The organism is Vibrio lamellibrachiae, assembly GCF_050337265.1.
Taxonomy (GTDB): domain Bacteria; phylum Pseudomonadota; class Gammaproteobacteria; order Enterobacterales; family Vibrionaceae; genus Vibrio; species Vibrio kyushuensis.
Genome location: NZ_JAKJSU010000005.1, coordinates 631631 through 651404, shown reverse-complemented (window position 1 = coordinate 651404; position 19774 = coordinate 631631). Strand labels below are relative to the sequence as shown.

The 19774-nt window shown below is 43.1% G+C and carries 17 protein-coding genes; 9 read left to right on the top strand and 8 right to left on the bottom strand.

Annotated elements, in window-relative coordinates; translation table 11 throughout:
• Positions 1–60: 60 nt before the first annotated feature.
• Positions 61–975, top strand: coding sequence for a LysR family transcriptional regulator (locus tag L4C54_RS08495; RefSeq protein ID WP_428807831.1), 915 nt, complete (start codon positions 61–63; stop codon positions 973–975).
• Between the two features lie 8 nt (positions 976–983).
• On the opposite strand, the gene L4C54_RS08490 is transcribed toward L4C54_RS08495, so the two are convergent.
• The gene (locus tag L4C54_RS08490) at positions 984–1283 is read right to left on the bottom strand and encodes a hypothetical protein (RefSeq protein WP_428807830.1); all 300 of its coding nucleotides are present in this window, start codon (positions 1281–1283) and stop codon (positions 984–986) included.
• A gap of 113 nt (positions 1284–1396) precedes the next feature.
• Positions 1397–2605: a DUF1254 domain-containing protein gene (locus L4C54_RS08485; protein WP_428807829.1), complete on the bottom strand. Its 1209-nt coding sequence runs from the start codon at positions 2603–2605 to the stop codon at positions 1397–1399.
• A gap of 213 nt (positions 2606–2818) precedes the next feature.
• On the opposite strand from L4C54_RS08485, the gene L4C54_RS08480 reads away from it, so the two are divergent.
• Positions 2819–3733 carry a LysR family transcriptional regulator gene (locus L4C54_RS08480; protein ID WP_428799643.1) on the top strand — a complete coding sequence of 305 codons (915 nt, stop codon included), beginning with the start codon at positions 2819–2821 and terminating at the stop codon, positions 3731–3733.
• An 89-nt stretch (positions 3734–3822) separates the two neighbouring features.
• On the opposite strand, the gene L4C54_RS08475 is transcribed toward L4C54_RS08480, so the two are convergent.
• The 3 genes from L4C54_RS08475 to L4C54_RS08465 form a co-directional block, all read right to left on the bottom strand.
• Positions 3823–4290 (bottom strand): hypothetical protein, encoded by a 468-nt coding sequence (locus tag L4C54_RS08475; protein ID WP_428807828.1) that lies wholly within the window; start codon positions 4288–4290, stop codon positions 3823–3825.
• A 9-nt stretch (positions 4291–4299) separates the two neighbouring features.
• Positions 4300–6255: an alkyl/aryl-sulfatase gene (locus tag L4C54_RS08470; protein WP_428807827.1), complete on the bottom strand. Its 1956-nt coding sequence runs from the start codon at positions 6253–6255 to the stop codon at positions 4300–4302.
• A gap of 223 nt (positions 6256–6478) precedes the next feature.
• Positions 6479–7342, bottom strand: a complete 864-nt coding sequence (locus L4C54_RS08465) for an AraC family transcriptional regulator (protein ID WP_428807960.1) — start codon at positions 7340–7342, stop codon at positions 6479–6481.
• Between the two features lie 151 nt (positions 7343–7493).
• Between L4C54_RS08465 and L4C54_RS08460 the strand changes: the two genes are divergently transcribed.
• Positions 7494–8642, top strand: coding sequence for an iron-containing alcohol dehydrogenase (locus tag L4C54_RS08460; protein WP_428807826.1), 1149 nt, complete (start codon positions 7494–7496; stop codon positions 8640–8642).
• Positions 8643–8903: 261 nt separating this feature from the next.
• Positions 8904–10052 carry an iron-containing alcohol dehydrogenase gene (locus L4C54_RS08455; RefSeq protein WP_428807825.1) on the top strand — a complete coding sequence of 383 codons (1149 nt, stop codon included), beginning with the start codon at positions 8904–8906 and terminating at the stop codon, positions 10050–10052.
• Positions 10053–10181: 129 nt separating this feature from the next.
• Here the strand turns inward: L4C54_RS08455 and L4C54_RS08450 are convergent, their stop codons facing one another.
• Together L4C54_RS08450 and L4C54_RS08445 are read right to left on the bottom strand one after the other, a co-directional pair.
• Positions 10182–11459 (bottom strand): HAMP domain-containing sensor histidine kinase, encoded by a 1278-nt coding sequence (locus L4C54_RS08450; RefSeq protein ID WP_428807824.1) that lies wholly within the window; start codon positions 11457–11459, stop codon positions 10182–10184.
• A gap of 62 nt (positions 11460–11521) precedes the next feature.
• Positions 11522–12217, bottom strand: a complete 696-nt coding sequence (locus L4C54_RS08445; protein ID WP_428807823.1) for a response regulator transcription factor — start codon at positions 12215–12217, stop codon at positions 11522–11524.
• A gap of 393 nt (positions 12218–12610) precedes the next feature.
• Here L4C54_RS08445 and L4C54_RS08440 point away from each other — a divergent pair, with 393 nt between their 5' ends.
• Both L4C54_RS08440 and L4C54_RS08435 read left to right on the top strand, forming a co-directional pair.
• Positions 12611–14239, top strand: a complete 1629-nt coding sequence (locus tag L4C54_RS08440; RefSeq protein ID WP_428807822.1) for a hypothetical protein — start codon at positions 12611–12613, stop codon at positions 14237–14239.
• A gap of 85 nt (positions 14240–14324) precedes the next feature.
• Entirely contained in the window at positions 14325–14813 is a 489-nt protein-coding gene (locus tag L4C54_RS08435; protein ID WP_428807821.1) for a type IV pilin protein, read from the top strand.
• 140 nt (positions 14814–14953) lie between these two features.
• Here L4C54_RS08435 and L4C54_RS08430 read toward each other — a convergent pair whose 3' ends face one another.
• Complete coding sequence (locus tag L4C54_RS08430; RefSeq protein WP_428807820.1) at positions 14954–16555, bottom strand: MFS transporter; 1602 nt, start codon at positions 16553–16555, stop codon at positions 14954–14956.
• Positions 16556–16738: 183 nt separating this feature from the next.
• On the opposite strand from L4C54_RS08430, the gene L4C54_RS08425 reads away from it, so the two are divergent.
• From L4C54_RS08425 to L4C54_RS08415, 3 genes are all read left to right on the top strand, one after another.
• Positions 16739–17101: a winged helix DNA-binding protein gene (locus tag L4C54_RS08425; protein ID WP_428807819.1), complete on the top strand. Its 363-nt coding sequence runs from the start codon at positions 16739–16741 to the stop codon at positions 17099–17101.
• Between the two features lie 91 nt (positions 17102–17192).
• On the top strand, positions 17193–18107 hold the full coding sequence (locus L4C54_RS08420; protein WP_428807818.1) for a LysR family transcriptional regulator: 915 nt from the start codon (positions 17193–17195) through the stop codon (positions 18105–18107).
• Between the two features lie 156 nt (positions 18108–18263).
• Positions 18264–19691 carry a DUF1214 domain-containing protein gene (locus tag L4C54_RS08415; protein WP_428807817.1) on the top strand — a complete coding sequence of 476 codons (1428 nt, stop codon included), beginning with the start codon at positions 18264–18266 and terminating at the stop codon, positions 19689–19691.
• Positions 19692–19774: the final 83 nt, after the last annotated feature.

Genomic DNA, 19774 nt, shown 5'->3' with positions numbered 1-19774 from the left:
GAGTTATAATCGGGGTGTGTTGTGGCATCATAGCCAGTACGTAATAAAAGGTAGAGAACAGTGCGTCCATTCCATCAGCTTGATTTGAATTTATTGAAGGTATTTAAAGTGCTCTCTGAAGAGTTACATACGGGGAGAGCAGCAGAGCGATTACATATCGCCCAACCATCAGTTAGCCGATCTTTAGCAAGGCTAAGAGATCATTTTGAAGACCCATTGTTTGTAAAAACTCGCGATGGTTTAACCCCCACATCGATGGCCGCTCGGCTCGCTTTGGTGATTCCCAATACCTTAAATCAATTGTCAGACAGCATTGATTCCCTTGAAACGTTCGACATCACCCAGAAGTCTGGGCAGTTACGCATTGCCGTGAATTCGTTTTTGGCTTTGACACTGCCTGCGAAATTGCATTTGAAGCTGCAAAGCGTTGCGCCTGATATTCAACTTGAAGTCGAGAATTGGGGCTCTTCGACGGTTAACAAGCTGATCAAAGGTGAGTTGGATTTCGCGATTAACTACTACCCCTTAGATGTACCCAAAGAGATCATAAGCCATCCATTAACGGTGGATAGGTTTCAGTTATTAGTGAGAAATGACCACCCGTTGATCGGTAAAAAAAGCACGATAGATGAGTTAGCGATTTACCCTTGGGTGACGGCCATAGTGAAAGGGTGGAATGAACAAACTACATTAGTGAGCCGCTTGTTGGCGGATAAAAATGTACCCATACAGATGAACTATCGCTCCGAGGTATTTAGCTCAGTAGTGCAAGTGACCGCGGAAAGTGATGCCATATTGCCGTGCTCCGCGCTGTTATCTGAGAATCTGTTTCCCCAATTAACGTCAATTGACGTTCCAGACAGTATTGAGTCGCCAAGCGAAGAGGTTCGAATTTATGCGCATCAGCGGTTAAGGCATGACCCGTATCATGAGTTTTTGTTTTTAGTGATCAAGGATATTGTAGGTAGGTTATGAAAATAATCTTACATAGAGTCCTCAATCTTCTTGCCCATATCGAGTAATCCATTGTGCTTGAAATAACAGTCAACGAGCATCTCTAGGGTTTTTCTTTCGTTAAGACCTTTGGCCACCCAAACAGATAAAAAGCTATTGCAAGTCATAATGCATCTCTTTGAGTATATATGGCGGTTGTCTTGGCTGAGAGAGCCATGGTCTCGCTTTGGTATTCTTTTTGGGATTTCGATATGCCCTAAAAAAAGTTCATCCTTTGTGATTTCAATTTTTTGTCCGTTTAGCTCACCACCAAAGAGTTGAATTATCATTGTGTTGTTCCCCATTTATTTAAGACCGGTTTACTTTCCGCGAGCCATGAAGCTGCAAGAAACAGCCTCATGTTTATTTAATTGTGCGTGGTATTACTCAACTAGTTGGCGGACTAATAGCTAGCGGTTTGAATATTAAAGTTAAATGGTCGGGACATATTTGACTCTTCGTGAGCACCGTAGTATCGCACTATGTAGTAGTACTCTTTACCATCGTGAACAGGCATCCAGTACGACCCATCTTCTACTTGTTCACTGGCGAAAGTAATGGTGATGTTGCCGTTCTCATCCGGTAGAGTGTTGTATGCGTTGAAGACGTCGTTTTGTCTAGCGTAGGTGTTACGAGTTTTTCCGTCGTAACGAGTTACGGACCAGAAGTGATCGACATTAGCGTCATAAGGAAGAGTAATAACATGCGGGGTCGACCCATTTAATGTGTCGCCTTTATTATTTGCTCTCCAAGGCTGATAGATAGCGTGGCCGGTTTGGAAACCTAAGTGCCCAATAACACCAATTGCGCGACGTTCATGATTTTCAGATGCGTAATCAATGTGGTCAAAAAGCCCTGTATTATCTAAAACTTCAACTGCGCCACTGAGGTAACGGACTCCTACTTTTAAGTGGGTGACTTTGTAGTCAAACTGTGAGAAATCAGACACTTTGGTCAATTGAGTGATATTTTTTTCTGGTACATCGTGTGTCTCTAGAACCCACTGAACAGGTGCTGTTTTTACATATTCCATACTCTCTTTTGAGGTCGGTGCGTCGATTTTTAGAGCATCTTGAATTGGGTATACTTCAGCCGTTGCATCTGGTGTATATACTTGCACACGAATGAATAAGTGTGGGTAATCAGATGGACTAACGATGACATTTTCTGCACCTACACGTTCTATCGCTGCACTGTAATCTGTTCCCGCTCTCACTACGGCAAATTCCCCTTCTGGGTGGTACTTATCCATAATGGTGTAGTGCTCTTGATCCGTTAATTGAAACGAGAAGTAACGATCATTTGCCACGTTGGGTGTGGTGAAAAATACAGGGCCATCCGTTAATTGCAGTACCGCTTTTGAGTAAATATGGTCAAGCGCAGGTGTCACTACATTGTCAGTTCCTTCCGTTGGAAGTTCACGAGTATGGATGAACTTGTTAGTACCGCCAGCCTGATTGACGACATCAACCATGAAGTTTGCATGATGAGTGATGACGTAGCCTTGGTACATCTCTTGTGTTGCAGGTTTTATAAGGTGCTGCACGGAAAGTGCACCGATTACTGCTACTAATGCGGTAGCGCCAAGTAGTATTTTGGTTGTCTTTTTCATGGTATTCCCCAATTGTTGCAGTAGATTAGAATTTGCAGTCTTAAAAGAGTGCGGCATTGCAATGGCTTTTGTTTACTAGCTCTATGTCGTCGCTACTGCTGTGCTTTGTTAGAGGAACATTAAGGTTTTTAGTTATGCGTATCTAATGACTAGTTTGTATTTTGATTATACTATTGAAGGTATAACGTATGCGTGGTGAGGACTAATGAGACAATGCGTCCATTTCAACAACTTGATCTCAATTTATTACGAGTTTTTAAAGTTCTATCAGAAGAGCTGCATACTGGTCGCGCAGCGGAGCGGTTATGTACGACTCAACCTGGTGTTAGCCGCTCACTATCTCGATTACGAGATCACTTCGAAGATAGGCTCTTTATTAAAACCCGAGATGGATTGGCTCCAACCCCTATGGCAGCGCGTTTAGCTTTAGTCATTCCTAATACTCTTGATAGCCTTTCAGACACGATTGAGTCCCTAGAAGTTTTTGATATAGAGAAAAAGTCAGGGGTTTTGAAAATTGCAGTGAGTGCATTTTTAGCGGTTTCTCTACCAGCGAAACTGCATTTAAAGCTGCGAGAAGTTGCCCCAAATCTTCGCCTTGAGGTTGAAAACTGGGGAGCTGCTACTGCTAATAGTCTGGCAAAAGGGGAGCTAGACTTTGCTCTTAATTACTATCCAGTCGAGTTGCCTAAAGAGGTTATCAGTCGCCCATTAACGGAAGATACTTTTCAGCTTCTAGCCAGAAAAGACCACCCCTTAGTGGGAAGTACGGTTCCAATAAAGGAGTATGAAAATTATCCTTTTGTCTCAACGATTGTTAAAGGCTGGAATGATAGAGCAACGATCGTAAGCCGCATTATCGCCAATAAAAACTTATCGATTGATATGTGTTATCGTTCGGAGGCATTTAGCTCTGTTGTACAAGTTGTCGCTGAAACAGACTCTATTTTACCTTGTACTGCTCTATTAGATGAGAAGCAATTTCCACAGCTATCACGTGTTCCAGTGCCAGAAGGAGTAGAAGTCCCTGTTGAAGAAGTCCGTTTCTATTCACACCAGCGTCTAAGACATGACCCTTACCATGAATACCTGTTTACTCTGATTAAAACGATAATTGACGAGCTATAAATTGGGACGCTGTACTCTAGCCTAGACAAATAAAAGCCCTAAGACTTAAACGAATTAGGGCTTTTTTCGTATTCAAAGTGGACACTTAATTAGCTAGAAAACTGAACCACCCCCAAATCTACCGCGGTTTGTAAATCCACCTTGTCTTGCACTAACGCTTGCAGCGCTGCTTCGCTGAGCAGCATCACAGAGGAAGGCGTTGCAGATGAAGGAGTAGCGTGAACTTCAACGCGGTTTCCATTGGTAACTTTCGTCCACAGGTGGCTATCTACGAGATAAATATACGTGACTGATTTAAGGTCAACCTTTTGATCTTTTGCCATCAAGGTTAACCACCAACTGGCTCGTTTTAGCCCTTGTTTTCCCTCTAGTGCTTCAATGCGTTGTAAGTAATTGTGTTCAAGTGCTTCTTGGGTTGCTATCGCAATATCCAGTGAACCTGGGAAGCTTTCAGTAAATGGGTTATTAAATTGCCCATCATAGGAGCAAGCGTTAGTCGCAAAGCTTGCCCCTGATGTGGCGAAGCCTAATAACAGCAATGAAAATAGTGGCTTCATATTCGCTTCCTATGGTGTGACGATGTTGAACCAGAAATTAAAGGTATCAAGCATGCCGACAAAGTCCTTAAAGACCTTCTTATCACCCTTCAGTTTAATGTCACCATTTGCGATGGCTTTCTCTAGGGTTGTTAAACCAAGCTGTACATCATCCAATGCAGCCTTGGTCAGTGTAATGGATACATCTGGGTCATCATCCAACTTCGTAGTGTGGTTAAGTACTGAATTCTCGATGTAAAGGGTGTACTCCTCATTGAGGTCGGTAAAGTTGATATTCAGTGTGTAATCTTTACCTGCCGCTTTTTCTGGCAACAATCTGACGGCTAGGTAGTCAAAGAGCATCTCTGGTGGCATGTTTTTAATGATGTCAGGTGACGCGGTATTCGTGCCACCCGAAGATGGCGTGCCATTTCGAAGCTCATACGCACCTTGTAGGTAGACGGAACGCCATGGGCCTGATTCTGCTTGATACCCTAGCTGTTCATAGGCATCAGCCAGTAGAGACTTACCTTTCTTACTTTGCGGATTGGCAAACACGACGTGTTTAAGCACTTCTGCTACCCAACGATATTTCCCATCATCAAAATCTTGCTTAGCTTTAGTAATTACCGCTCTTTCGCCGCCCATGTATTCCACGTATTTCACTGCGGCATTGGTTGGTGGTAGGTTATTAAGATCCGACGGGTTACCGCTATACCAACCCATGTAACGCTGATAAACCGCGCGGCTGTTGTGTCGAAGGGTTCCGTAGTATCCGCGAGTGCTCCAGTTATTCTCAATTTCTTCTGGGAATTGAATGATCTCTGAAATCTCAGAGCCAATGTAGCCCTGGTTCATTAGGCGAACCGTTTGGTCATGGGTGTATTTATACATGTCACGTTGAAGTTTGAAGTAGTCAACGATCTCTTCTTGTCCCCACATTGGCCAGTGGTGACTTTGGAATTTAACATCGACTTCATCCCCCCACATTTCGATCGTTTCATTAAGATAGAAAGACCACTTCAACGCATCACGAACTTGCGCGCCACGAAGGGTTAAAATGTTGTGCATCGTGTTGGTGCTGTTCTCAGCCATCCATAGTGCTTTTTTCTCTGGGAACCAGGTGTTGATTTCCGTTGGTGCTTCAGAGCCAGGCGTATATTGGAACACCATTTTTATTCCGTCAATCGTATGCTCTTCACCGGTTTTCTCGATAATGAGAGTCGGGCGAATGAGTGTCGCTAGGCCTGTAGAAGTGGTTTGCCCTAAGCCGCCATTGACACTGCCTTGAGCGTTTTTAGGAAGCAGCGCACCGTACATATAGATCGCACGACGACCCATCGCATTGCCTGCGATGACGTTTTCAGAGACCGCATGCTCAGTAAAGCCGTGAGAGGCAATGATTTGGACGTTACCAGCTTTCACATCTTCTTCGTCAACGATGCCACGTACACCGCCAAAGTGGTCGATATGACTGTGGCTATAGATGACCGCTGTGACAGGGCGTTCGCCTAATTCCGAATTAATAAACTCTAATGCGGCTTTTGCTGTTTCTTGAGAAATCAGTGGGTCAAAGACGATCCAACCTTTGTCGCCTTCAACAAAAGTAATGTTGGTCAAATCGTAACCGCGAACCTGATAAATACCATCGGTAACTTTAAACAGGCCGTTAATGACATTGAGCTGTGCGTTTCGCCATAAACTCGGGTTAACGCTATCGGGAGATTTCGCATCAAGTGTGATGAATTTTTTGTACTCTTCGAGATCCCAAACAACATTTCCTTGGTCGTTGGTGATCGTGACGACATCTTGTTTGGCGATAAAGCCTTTCTGAGCACGTTCAAAATCTTTGGTGTCTTTGAAGGGTAGTGTTTTATAGAGTGCTTGGTTAGTATCGATAGTGGACTGGCTCGCAGGCTTGGGCTCAGTTGCGATGACTCCCGTCGATATCACTATCGATGCCAACGATATAGCAAAACGGTTCATAGTTAGTTCCTTCTTTATGTGCGCTGTTGCGTAAATAAAGCGTAGAAGATAACTCGTTAATTTTCTGAGAATTATTAAGACATTTTTGGTTTTATGTCACGGCTCACAATGACGCGTGAGGTTACTGGAGTAACCGTTAATATTGGAAGGTAGAGTTAAGAAGGCCGAATGACGAGCCTTCCTATATTGGCGCTAATGTTGGTTGCTATATTGCTAAAAATGGTTATGTCATCTGTGAAGGAGATAGCTGAAAGTGGCGTTTAAATTCTCTAAAAAACTGCGATTGGCTGCTGTAACCGACAAGGTTGGCCGCTTCGCTGGCTCGTTTCCCCTCGACAGTGATGAGCTCTTTGGCTTTATCTAAGCGTACCTTTTTGACGTATTGCATTGGCGATTCACAGGTCACTTCTTTAAAAGCACGATGGAAAGCAGACACACTCATGTTGGCGTCTTGAGCTAATTCATCGACATTAACGGGTGATGAAAAGTTACCGTGTAATCTATTCAGGACTTTGGCTATTCTCGAGTAGTGACTGTCTTGTGCTACTAGCCCCATTAAAGTATTCCCTTGTGGGCCAATCAATACTCGGTAGACGATCTCTTTAACCAAATCTGTTCCTAGAATCTTGGTTTCTGCATCATCTTGTAGGCACTTTAGCAACCTAATACAAGCATCTGAAAGGTCGTCAGTGACTTGCGCTTTTTGCAAGCCTCGAGTTGAGGTCTTCGGTACGGAAACATCGAGTTGATCGACTAATTTGTTGAGAAGAGGAAGATCAACATCGACACATAAGCTCAGAAGTGGTTCGTCATTATCATTGAACGCCTCGCATTCTAAAGGCAGTGGAACACCAATGACCAAGTAATCACCCACACCATAACTCACTGCATTTTCAGCTAAATGAATACGTTTGCTGCCTTGTCCCATAATGATGATGCCTGACTGATACAGCAAGGGCCGACGAGGGCTTGATGTTGGAGCATAATAGAAACTGACCCCATCCAATTTGGTTTGGAATATACCTTCAGTAGCCGTTAACCCGTTTGAATGGGCGTAGGCTTGCATTGCACTTGTCAGTGTTTCCATCATTACTCTCCGTTCTTTAGCTAATCGCTAATCTATATGTGAAAGCAGGAATAGGCAACGAAATTCGATTTTTTAACCTTTTTATAAGTTACCTCGATAGTATTATGCACCCAGACAATAAGAAAGACTAATAACAACGGAGTAATGGCGCATGAAGTTTAATTATGTAAACCCAACAAAGATCTTATTTGGACAGAATCAAATTGAGTCGATAGCGGATGAGATTAGCAGTGATCAGAAAGTACTGGTTATTTATGGTGGAGGCTCGATTAAAATCAATGGCGTTTACAATCAGGTTGTATCGGCGTTAAAAAATCATAATTGGGTTGAGTTTTCAGGCGTTGAGCCGAACCCAACGAGAGAAACGCTGGATAAAGCGGTTGAGCTTGTTCGCCGCGAAAAGATTGACTACATATTAGCGGTTGGTGGTGGAAGTGTAATAGATGGCTCAAAATACGTTGCTTCTTCAGCGTTATACGAAGGCGATGGTTGGGATATTGCTTCAAGCAAACATGAAGTGGTCAAGGCACTTCCTCTAGGCGCGATCCTGACACTGCCAGCAACGGGCTCTGAGTCTAATGGTGGTGCTGTGATTTCGAGCCTTACTACTCAAGAGAAGCTCGTGTTTTTCTCTCCACTTGTTCAGCCATTGTTTGCAGTGATGGACCCTGATGTGATGAAAACTTTACCAGAGCGCCAACTTATTAACGGAGTGGTCGATGCGTGGGTTCACGTGTGTGAGCAGTACCTAACAACGGTAAATCAAGCCTATGTACAAGATGGATATGCAGAAGCGCTATTACGCAGTTTGCGAAAGTTAGGCAATGATTTTAATCAACGTGATAGTGACGATTGGCGTGCGAACCTAATGTGGTCTGCAAACCAAGCACTTAATGGGCTTATCGGTGTCGGTGTAGAACAAGACTGGGCGACCCACCAAATGGGCCATGAATTAACGGCGATGTTCGGTGTTGATCATGCTCGTTCTTTGGCGATTGTTCAGCCTGCCATGTTACGTAACCAAATTGCGACAAAACGAGAGAAGCTAGAACAAATGGGTGTGAACGTGTTTGGATTAGAATTGAGCGAAGATTTAGCCGAACGCACCATTGCAACGATAGAAGATTTCTACCAGAGTTTGAATGTTGAAACACAACTAACCAACTACGTGGGAGAAAAATCTCAAGTAATTGAAAATCTCTGCCATCAAATTGAGAGTCATAATCCACAAGGCTTAGGTGAGCATCAAGCAATTAAGGTGACGGATAGCAAAGCAATACTAGAGGCGGCAATTAAGTAACGATTTAGAATCTACCCCTTCTAGAATAGCGCCACAATCTGAATTGTGGCGTTTTGTTTTCTAGTGGAATCGATTTCGCTCATTGCGCTAGTCCATAGAGTTCATATAGCCACGTTCCCGATTACACACTGTGGGATAAATCTCGCAGGTAAAGTAGGATTAGGCATTAAATTAGGACTTTTATCTATTTTTAATATTATCCTTCGGAGTATTATGCACTAGTGGCAATGATAAAGACTTATAACAATTAAGGAACAACACATGAAATTCAATTACGTGAACCCAACTCAAATCCTGTTTGGACAAAACCAAATTTCCGCAATCAGCGAGCAAATAGCTCCTGAGAGTAAAGTGCTGGTGATTTATGGTGGCGGTTCTATCAAAAGTAATGGTGTTTATGACCAAGTGACATCTGCTCTGAAGAATCATAACTGGGTTGAATTTTCAGGTGTTGAGCCAAACCCAACAAGAGAAACGCTAGACAAAGCGGTAGCACTAGTTCGCAGCGAAGATGTTGACTACATCTTAGCGGTTGGTGGCGGAAGCGTTATTGATGGATCTAAATATGTGGCAGCAGCGGCTATGTACGATGGTGAAGGTTGGGATATTCCGGCTGGAAAACACCAAGTGACTCAAGCTGTACCACTAGGTTCTATCTTAACCTTGCCAGCAACGGGTTCAGAGTCAAACGGTGGCTCTGTTATTTCAAATGCAGCAACTAAAGAAAAACTGGCGTTCATGTCCCCACTTGTTCAACCTCGATTTGCAGTGATGGACCCGGATGTAATGAAAACACTGCCAGATCGTCAGCTAGTTAATGGTGTTGTTGATGCTTGGGTACACGTTTGTGAGCAATACCTGACCACGGTTAATAAAGCGTACGTTCAAGATGGCTATGCAGAAGTATTGCTTCGTAGCTTGCTCAAACTAGGCGGCGACTTTGATAAGCGTGACAGCGATGAATGGCGTGCAAACCTAATGTGGTCTGCAAACCAAGCACTTAATGGTTTGATTGGTGTTGGCGTGGCTCAAGACTGGGCAACACACATGATCGGCCATGAACTAACGGCAGCATTCGGTGTTGACCACGCTCGTTCGCTAGCCATTGTTCAGCCTTCATTAATGCGCAATCAATTAGCAACTAAACGTGGAAAGCTTGAGCAAATGGGTGTGAACGTATTTGGTTTAGCGCAAAGTGAAGATCTCGCTGAACGCACGATTGAAGCGATTGAAAGCTTTTACCAAGGCCTAGGTGTGGCGACGCAATTAACCGATTACGGGTTAACGGCAGAGCAAGCGGTCGATAAAATCACGGCTCAAATTGAGAGCCACGGTTTATTGGCACTGGGTGAGCATCAAGCGATCACATTAACTGAAAGCCGTAAGATCTTAGAAGCTGCAATTCAGTAACTTAAAGCGACTTACTATTCCTGTAATTGAATAGTAAGTATTAGAAAAGCGCCACGATAAACTCATACAGAGATATCGTGGCGTTTTTGTTTTGGGATGACCTTTGTATGTACTTATCTTTGTTATGACCTAGAGCTTCGGAATAACGATGGTGAACCTAGCGCCTCCTAGGTGACTGTCATCAACGGAGAGAGTCCAACCTAGATTTTTAGCCGCCTGATTGGCAATCGCCAACCCTAAGCCGAACCCGCCATTGTTGAGGTTTCGACTTTCATCTAATCGAGAGAAGGCTAGGAAGATCTCTTGGCGTTTACCCAACGGTATCCCTTGTCCGTTGTCTTCTACGTCTATCGTCCAACTACATTCAAATTCATTAATAGAAACGTCGACGGTGCCGTTCCCATAGTTGATGGCATTTTTTATTAGGTTATCGATAGTGAGTTTAGCAAAACATTTAGCGCCAAACGGATGTTGTTGCGATAGGGCTGGGTCTATACGTAGCGTCGTGTTTCTGTCGCCAAACATTGCAATTCGGTGGTTACATATTTCAGCCAAGTGCAATTTCTCTGAGTGCGGAACCGTGCTGGTGCAGCGCTTATTAGTCAGCCGAGATAACTGTAAAATATCAGAGGTGAGTAGCGAAATATCTTCGATATATTGGTCGATATTGTCATGAAGCTGCTCTCTGTTAATGGTATCTTCGCGACGCAATAGATCACTTGCCATTTGAATTCGGCTAAGGGGTGTTCGCACTTCGTGTGGTATCGCGTGGGAGAAGATTTGAGACTCTTTTACTCGAGTTTCGATATCGTCAGCCATGACATTAAAACTCTCAGCAATCTCCTTTATTGGTGAGATATGATAAGCGTCAGCTCGGACACTCAAATCCCCTTTACCAAACGCTTCTTGAACCGCTAGTAATTTATTGATTCGTTTATTTACGCGGTGAAGGGGAAGGTAGAGGAGTGCAGCAAGAGCAAGGCTCATGGTGATGAATAGCATCAAGAAAAAATGGTTATCTCTGTCTTCATACCAAGGCGTTTTTGCACTGATGGGGTCTTCAGTCTCGGTAAATAGCAGGAAATCGGATGAATGTGGAATAGGAAGCGCGACAGCAAATAAGTCGATGTCGTTGATGTGTATTTCAACGCCGTTTTTGTTTGAAAAAGGTTCGCAATCTATGCAGAATCGCGTGATCTGCTCTGAGCCACTGATAACTTGCAATTTATAGTCGTAGAACGAGTGCTCTTTTTTGTCACTTAAGTGTTGATACAGCCCATCGGTTTCAAAGCGGCTATTGACATAATGTTGTAGGTGAGAGGATGCCGTATCAAGAAAGGTCTCTCTATCGCCTTGGCGGACATAGTCATCGCCTAGCTGAATAAAAATGACAAATGTGATGATCATGCCTATTAAACTTTCTAGATATAAGCACTTAAACATAGATCTTGGTTTGGTTGTGATCTTCACTAGCTGCAACCTACTAACTTGTAGCCTTGGTTTCTGACGGTTTTGATGGCAGCACCAAATACTTCAGCTTGAATCAGTTTTTTACGTAAGCTAGAAACGCGCATGTCGATTGAGCGATTATTTGAACTGTATTCAATCCCTCTCACTGCTTGACAGCAATGCTCTCTTGAGACAGCGGTACCGGCATGTTCAATTAACACTTGGAGAATTTCAAACTCAGACTGAGTGAGGGCGATTGGCTTTTGTTGATAGTACGCCGCTTGATTATCACTGCTAATGACAATGCCGTAGGCATCGGTGATGTAACTGGGCTTTTGAGCCAGTTTTGCTTGGTTATAACGACGCATCAAAGCTTCAATTCTAGCCACGAGAATATGGCCCCTGATGGGTTTTGTCATATAGTCATCGGCACCAAGCTTGAGCAATGACACTTCACTCATCTCATCTTCTGATGCGGTCAGAATAATGATCATGCCTTGATAGAACTCTCTTGCTTCACGGCAAATATCAACCCCCGATTTCCCAGGAAGCATGAGGTCTAAAATAACCAGATCAGGCTGAGCGAGTTTGATCTTATCTAATGCTTGTAGCCCATCGCTAATAACACTGACTTGATAGCCTTCCGCTTCAAGATACATTTTTGTTAGTTGGGCAATAGCAGCGTCATCTTCGACCAATAAAACGTTACAACTCATATCTATTCACTCTGCTTATGTATTTGCGTCGCATTATATTGAAATCGATTGCGCCGACAATAACGGTGAGAAATTTATCCTGAAAATGGAGTATTTAATTCATTACAGTCAATGCTTACATCTGCTTACAAAGCGAATTTTAATGGACTGGCGTTCTGTTTAATGACCTGATGCATAGGAGAAAAACGTAAATTGTGAGCAGTTAATATTCACATAAGACTATTTGTGAAGAAATGTGATGAGTTACTTCACTCTGTGCACCTTACGAATTATTGACACAGTCAATGTATTGTCTTTTGTACACCTAGACATTTCCCTCTTCGCTATTACTATTCGCCTCGAAAAAGCCCCCAAGCACTATTAATTTATTTGAAGTATCTAGCAGGAAAAAGCATGTTCAAGACGAAATATATTTGCACAACATTATTGGCAGTAGCACTCACTGGCTGTGGTTCCGATGATGGTAAAAGCACTTCCCTAGGTGGCGGAACCAATGGTGGCACTTCTACTGGGAATACCGGAACAACAAGCAGCCAAGTTGTCACTATCGGATCTATTTCGAGAACTCTTCCCCGGACTCTGGATATAGCAACAAGCTCGGGGTTTAACATGTACATCCCTGTCTCGGTTAATCAAACCAAGTCGCGATCTGGTGGTCAGTTAAACATCAAAGAGACGATTCACATCATTGCGTATTTTGATGAAACGAAATACGTAACGGATGAAGAGCGGGCAAAGCAGCACAACATTACACAACGTAAAACTGAGCGCGCGGCAAATATTATTCAGCACTTCTTATCTAACCTGCCAGAGTCTACCTACGGGGTCGATAAATCTTCAATTGCTCAACTCATGGCAAACCGTCAAGCGACCTTGATCCTTACTGCAAACGATGATGAAAATGATCAAATGCTGACTAAGCTCTTTGTCGAAGAAGCGTTTCGACAGGGCAAATTGCAGCAGTGGGTTGACGATGCCAAACAAGCCAATTCTAATGAACTTGATACCTCAAGCATTGAAAATTTCAGCAATACATTGGCCCAGTTTGATGCTGACTACCCTGATCAGTTTGAAGCGGTGATCGAAGAAATCTTAGTGGGCGTTCAAACCAGTGCGAACAGTCAAAATTGGCTTGTTCATAGCCAGTCGTTAATGTTTAGAGAGTTAACGGTTGAGGGCGATTGTCACTATATGAGTAACTTTGCGAACTACTGTGAAGACTTAGGAAAGCATGCGGATCGTGATGCCGGTTTTGAAGAGATCCTTCACTTAGTTCAAGCGCAAGGTATAGCCCCTAACCCAAAATTTAAAACATTTCAGGATCAATTTCAGCAACGTGCTCTTGATCTTTATAACCGACATGCAGCAGGGCAAGACTCTGTCTGGAAACCCACGCAACCAAGCTGGAACGATTGGCTTTCAGATGATATCGATCCAGAGATTGGCCCGAGTTATTCTCATGAATATTTAGCGGCTGCGTTTGAAGCGTACATGGGAATGTGGGAACACATGTCATCGGGCTTAGATAGCTATCAGGCCTTAACTCGCAGTGATATGCGTAATGACGATTTTGAAGCGGCATTTTGGATTGAAAACATGTTCCATGGTTATCTTCAATATACTGCTCATATCGATTCAGCTGGCGTTGAAACCTATTACAACAACCGTTTTCCTCAAGGTGGTTTAGCTCCAACGTTCCACATGTCGAAGAGTACTCATCCACCGATGGAACCGTATACCTTTAAGTCTCGTTGGTTGGTGAATGCGAAGATAGTAGGCGATGTAGCTATGAATTTAACCGCTAATGACCAAGACAATACCATTGAGGGAAATAGTCAGAGAAATGTTGTGGACGGTAAAGATGGCGTTGATACATACATCGTTTCAGAAGACTTCTCTAAATGTACGATTCTTCATCAAAAGTATACGGACTCAGTGAACTGCCCAAGCACGGGTATTGATGAGCTGATGAACTTCGAGAAAATTCAGTTTAACGACCAAGTCATTAGCCTGACAAAGTAGCACTGTTGGTTGTCATTATTACAGGCCTATCTATTAAGTTGATCGGTTAGGCCTGTATCTACATGAGATTATGTTTGGAAGGATTATGAAGCGACTACAAGGATTCTCACTGTTTGAGATGGTGATCGTGATTGCAGTTGTTGGGCTTTTGTCTGCCGCTGCAATTCCGAGTTACTTTAATGTAAGGGACGGAGCGAAAGAGGCCATCATTCTAAATACTGGGCAAGCTGTTCTTAGCGCCAATGCTTCTGTACTGGGTGAGGCAATTCTTGAAGGTAAGGATGATGGGCGAACTAAAATCGGTGAGGTAAAGGTTTGGAACGGTAATATTGTATTGAGAGCCAATAACTTAGAGCGAGCATTAAAGACGAACTTACAGATCGTTAATTACAAGCTCTTTAATCAAATTGGCAATGAAGATACGGCTATTCTTCACGGCGTTTACGTTATGCACAGTGAAGATTACCAATCGTATAAAAGTTCAGGGACATTACCGTCGTGCTTTGTTCGAGCCGTTCAACGTAAACACGAAGAGGGTAAGCTCGTTATTGATACCAATACTCAGACGTGTTAACCGCTTAAGCCTTTGTTGGCGTCTCACTGATTAACGAGCCCCACGTTTAACAAGAAAGAGTTAAAAGTGGGGCTTTTTGCTTTCAACAGTTGCAGTATTCTGATCGTAGACAGTATTGAAGTGACTGATTTGAACGAGAGTTAAGCCTTATTTGGTATGTGGCGCGTCATCCAAAGCCCTACGATGGATAACAAAATGATCATATATAAAGCAGTACGAAACGACTCTAGCCTTGCTTGAGCATAGATACCTGAAAGCGAGTGTATTTCCTCACCAGAGATATTAGCTTGTTTCATCATTTCAATACTTTGGGCGTTACTAACAAAAGGAATGGAAATCTGTTCAATGATCAAAGCTTGTGTGGCATTTGTCATTTGAGATTGATGTTCAACTTCAGATTGTACGTTACCCGTTAAAGAAAAAAGAAGCACCGAGCCTGAGATGGCAATGCCTAACGCGCCACCTAGATTCTTTGCGGTCGCTTGAGCGCCACCCGATTGTTGGGCTTCACTCTCGCTTAATGAACCCGTAACGATGACGGGTGCAAAACTCATTAAGAAGCCAGCGGTCAGGCCTATACAAAGTAAGCCAAAGTAAGCGATAAATGAAAATGAATTGACACTTGCTCCCGTGCTTAAAGCGACAATCCCCACCGCTAATAAAATGTAGATGAGTTGACTAAAGCGCTTTTGGGACAGTAGAGCCATAAATTTAGGTGTGATGATAGAGCCAATGATAAGGCCTATGGCAATCACGGAGAAAACCATTCCAGATTGAGCAGCACTCAGGCCCAATGCCAATTGCAGATAGATTATAACTAAAAAAGCGACAGACCCAGTAAGTAGGTTTGATGCCAGCATCATGTAAAAACCGGATAACACGGTTTTGTTTTTAATGAAGCTCTTAGGCACTAAGGCTGAGCCGTGTTTGCGCTCAAAGTTCGCTTCCCATGAAAAGAACAACTTGAGCAGTAATAGACCAATAGTAATGAGGGGAATAACTGGTGAGTAGCCAAATACCTGAACGTCACTTAAAGGTTGAACAATACCCCAAGTCGATATCATGAGTAGGCTGATGATAATGCTCAGTAGAGCTGTGCAGCTGAGTAAGATGCCAACTGTGTCAACTTTCACCTTATGTTTGGATAAAGGCAGCGGATCGAGAAAACGCGTTGATACAAGAACTAAGGCAAAGTAGCTCGCAACAATGAGGTAAGCCGCAGATAACCCGACAACATCAACAATAACGCCTTGAACAATAGGCGCAACAGCGGCTAAGACCCCCAAACATGCTGCTATTACAGCAAACGCTAAACCTCGATCTTTTCCTTGGTATAGAGCCGGAATGTGCGCGAGTACCGATGGAATAAGTAGGCAGGCACCGATCGCCGTTATTCCTCTACCAGCAAGGATGAATACTGTAATATTAGGTGAAAATGCCGCGAAAATTGACCCCGTAACCGCTAAAATAAGACCTAGTTTGAACTGTTTTCGCCATCCGATAATAAGCCCTGTAAACCCACCCACAATCATGAGAGAGGCGGCAAGCATAGCGTAGGTCGCGTTAGCGAATTGGATCTCAGGCATGCTGGCTCCGAGGTTAGTGGTCAATGCATCCACCGAAACTTGCATAGTTGATAGGTCTAGAAGTGTGCCAAGCTGCGCTAAGATAAGTACGATAAGACTTGTCCATTTGGAGAAGCCAGCGCGACTAGGGTTAATGGGATTGTTAACCTCGATCATAAATTCCACCTGTAGATGAGTTAATAGTTTAAAGTTGAAGTATTTAACTGAATTTACTGGGTAGAATAGGGACCGATACTATTCAATCAATAGCTATATTATTTAGCGGTTGCGCTAACTGTTTGTTTCTATGAGAGTAATAAAGTGGATGTCATAAATTTTTATAAAATCTATCGCGTATCAATGGAGTTTAAAAAGTTGATACAAGATGCCTACCCAAAAAAGATGTCGACGTTAGAGTTCTTTATTCTTTTGCATGTAGGCAGAGAAAAAGACGGGTGCTCGCAGTATGACCTAGCCAAAGCGATGTCTTTACAATCAAGTCGAGTGAATCCGTTAGTTCGAAAACTGGTGGAAGAAGAGCTTCTGGTTGAACATAGCATCGAGTCGAATCGCAACAAAATGACTATATCGACGACGGATAAAGCCGATGCGATTGTTGCTGAGGTTATTGATACTTCTCATAAGAAAGTTGACTATGTTGAAGGACATAATAAAGAGTACGGTGAAATGCTTGATTTACTGTTTAAGAAGTTGATTGATTAAACAGGTTGCTCGATTTAAAACGATGCCATATTGAAGCGAACAATTGCTTTGTTTCTGGGCTAGAGGTTGGTGTGAATAATGAGGTTAAATTGTGGCAAAAAAATCAAACTTTCAACAGCTTGACTTAAATTTACTGCGCACATTAGTGGTGTTGTTTAAAGAGAAAAACACTCGAAGGGCTGCAGAAGTCCTGTTTACTACTCAGCCCTCTGTGAGCCGTTCTTTGGCAAAGCTCAGGCACCACTTTAAAGATGAACTCTTTACTCGCACACAATATGGCTTAGCGCCTACAGATCGATGTATTGAAATTAATCGAACGTTACCGCTGCTCATGCAGACGTTAGAACAGACCTTAAGTGATACTGAGTTCGAACCGTCAGAGCTGACAGGAACGTTACGCATTGCCACCAACCATTTTCTTGGCGATAGGTATAACTCCAAACTGTTTTTGGCTATCACTGAAGCGTCACCAAAGCTAACGGTAGAGTTTGAAAACTGGAACTCAGATACCGCGTTGAAGCTGCTCAATGGGCAATTACAGGCGGGCATCAATTACTTTCCCATTGAGCTCTCTAAAGAGATATTTCAGCGCAAATTAATGAGCGAATCATTCAGTTTGTACATGCGAAGCGGACATCCTTACCTGTCATCACCAAGCTTGAAAACCATGGTTTCTTACCCGCTTGCGACCGTGCTGGTTCCTGATTGGAACTTAAAACAATCAATGACCGAAAAACTGTTGCTCGATCATGATGTCGAATGTCAGTTTAAGCTTCGTTCTGAGAATATAAACTCAATCTTTCAAAGCCTTAAAGACAGCGATCTTATCTTTCCAGCGGCGCATCAGCTGTTAGACAATCGTCCACTAGAAGGGGTGATTAGTGTTGGTCTCCCCGATGATTTTAAAGATTTGGAAATGGATATTTCATTATATATGCACGTTAAACATCGGCAATCACCTTACTACCAGTGGTTAACAATAATAATGCAAAACTGTTTATCGTAGAGCTTATTTTCATTCAGATATACATTATTGATATAACTTGAGGCGACTTAGTGTATTAGAAACCAATCATTGAATCCCTTAATTTGAACACAGTTAAAAAGTAGAGGACGCAGGGAAAGCGACCTGAATCTGATTGTTTACATTAAGGTACATAATATGAAAAAAACACTGCTTTCTATTGCAATGTCTTCGGTTATTTTCTCTGGTTTTTCAATAGCGGAAACTCAATTCCATCAACCGCAAGTTGAGATTGTTAACGGTGTAGTTAGCCCTGAATCAGCGGAGATAATTTTCCAAGAGATGGACTACCAACGAGCGGTAATGCTTTATCACTGGGCAATTCCTATGGTTGGTACGCATGGATGGGAACGTGCAAACCGTATTGGTAACATTACTAAATACCAATTTGGTTCTTATACCGGCTATGAGAATTTGACGGGCATATTAACTCCTAATCAAGTCGTCGATTATCTAATTTCATTCCCTGTGCTGGATGAGCCTTTGGTGTGGGAAGTACCAGCAGGTTTTAACGCAGGCATGGTGATGGACTATGCCCAGCAAACTCAACAGCAGGTGGGCTCAGTTGGCCCGAACCGAGGCGAAGCGGAGAAGATATTGCTCATTGGCCCAGGGATTGAGGTACCAAAAAATACACAAGGGTATGATGTAGTGCATGTGCCTACTCGCGTTGCATTCTTAGGGACTCGCAACATGATTCAAGATCCTAAAGAACACGCTGAATTTAATGAAAACATTAAGCTGTACCCTTATGGTCAAAAAGAGAAAGCAAAGCAATTGATCCCGGTTCTTGCTGAAGATACTGAGGACGGTCGTGCACATTTACAAAGACACCCTCGTGGCATTGAATTCTGGCAGGCGCTTAATGAGATTGTGCAGCGTGAAGAACCACAAGAGCGTGATATTTTGTTCTTGGACATGCTAAAGCACCTTGGTATTGAAAAAGGCAAACCGTTTGAACCAACGAAAGCCCAACAAGCATTGCTGGTGGCTGCGGAAGAGCAGGGTTTTATTAACGCTTCTGTTAACTCGTACTCTTCACGCTTAAAAGGCTTTAAATTTTGGGAAGAGAGCAACTGGTACTTACCACTCAGCGTCGACCCAACCAATCAACATCATGACCTAGATGGAAAAGCTTCTTGGTATTGGGAGGCGATCAGCTCAGCACCAGCAATGGTAACCACAACGCCTGGTGTTGGTTCGACGTATTTGGGTATTTATAGCGATGAAGCAGGTCATGGATTTGATGGATGTGACACATACAGTCTTGATGTGCCAGACGGCATTCCTGCGAAACAGTTTTGGACTATGACGCTCTACAATAATGCGACTCGCTCGTTACTATTGAACGAAACTCACAACGCAGAATTAGGAAGCTTATCTAATCTGATGATGAATGAAGATGGGTCAGCAACGCTGACATTTTCTCCTGAAAAAAACGGTGCAGAGAACTGGATTCAAACAAACTGTGGTGAAGATTGGTTCGCTTGGTTCCGTTTATATCAACCAGAGCAAGCGTATTTTGATAAAGACTTTTTCTTACCTAATGTTAAGAAAGCGCAATAACGTTAGCTGATAATGTTTAAATGATGAAAATGCCAACGGAACGAGTAGTCTGTTGGCATTTTTTCGTTTAGAAATAGTTGGGG

Excerpts from the sequence above, each read along its gene's own strand:
- L4C54_RS08470 (WP_428807827.1), bottom strand. The coding sequence starts at position 6,255 with ATGAACCGTTTTGCTATATCGTTGGCATCGATAGTGATATCGACGGGA.
- L4C54_RS08485 (WP_428807829.1), bottom strand. The coding sequence starts at position 2,605 with ATGAAAAAGACAACCAAAATACTACTTGGCGCTACCGCATTAGTAGCA.
- L4C54_RS08440 (WP_428807822.1), top strand. The coding sequence starts at position 12,611 with ATGTTCAAGACGAAATATATTTGCACAACATTATTGGCAGTAGCACTC.
- L4C54_RS08465 (WP_428807960.1), bottom strand. The coding sequence starts at position 7,342 with ATGGAAACACTGACAAGTGCAATGCAAGCCTACGCCCATTCAAACGGG.
- L4C54_RS08425 (WP_428807819.1), top strand. The coding sequence starts at position 16,739 with ATGGAGTTTAAAAAGTTGATACAAGATGCCTACCCAAAAAAGATGTCG.
- L4C54_RS08415 (WP_428807817.1), top strand. The coding sequence starts at position 18,264 with ATGAAAAAAACACTGCTTTCTATTGCAATGTCTTCGGTTATTTTCTCT.
- L4C54_RS08430 (WP_428807820.1), bottom strand. The coding sequence starts at position 16,555 with ATGATCGAGGTTAACAATCCCATTAACCCTAGTCGCGCTGGCTTCTCC.
- L4C54_RS08450 (WP_428807824.1), bottom strand. The coding sequence starts at position 11,459 with ATGATCATCACATTTGTCATTTTTATTCAGCTAGGCGATGACTATGTC.
- L4C54_RS08490 (WP_428807830.1), bottom strand. The coding sequence starts at position 1,283 with ATGATAATTCAACTCTTTGGTGGTGAGCTAAACGGACAAAAAATTGAA.
- L4C54_RS08435 (WP_428807821.1), top strand. The coding sequence starts at position 14,325 with ATGAAGCGACTACAAGGATTCTCACTGTTTGAGATGGTGATCGTGATT.
- L4C54_RS08480 (WP_428799643.1), top strand. The coding sequence starts at position 2,819 with ATGCGTCCATTTCAACAACTTGATCTCAATTTATTACGAGTTTTTAAA.
- L4C54_RS08445 (WP_428807823.1), bottom strand. The coding sequence starts at position 12,217 with ATGAGTTGTAACGTTTTATTGGTCGAAGATGACGCTGCTATTGCCCAA.
- L4C54_RS08460 (WP_428807826.1), top strand. The coding sequence starts at position 7,494 with ATGAAGTTTAATTATGTAAACCCAACAAAGATCTTATTTGGACAGAAT.
- L4C54_RS08475 (WP_428807828.1), bottom strand. The coding sequence starts at position 4,290 with ATGAAGCCACTATTTTCATTGCTGTTATTAGGCTTCGCCACATCAGGG.
- L4C54_RS08455 (WP_428807825.1), top strand. The coding sequence starts at position 8,904 with ATGAAATTCAATTACGTGAACCCAACTCAAATCCTGTTTGGACAAAAC.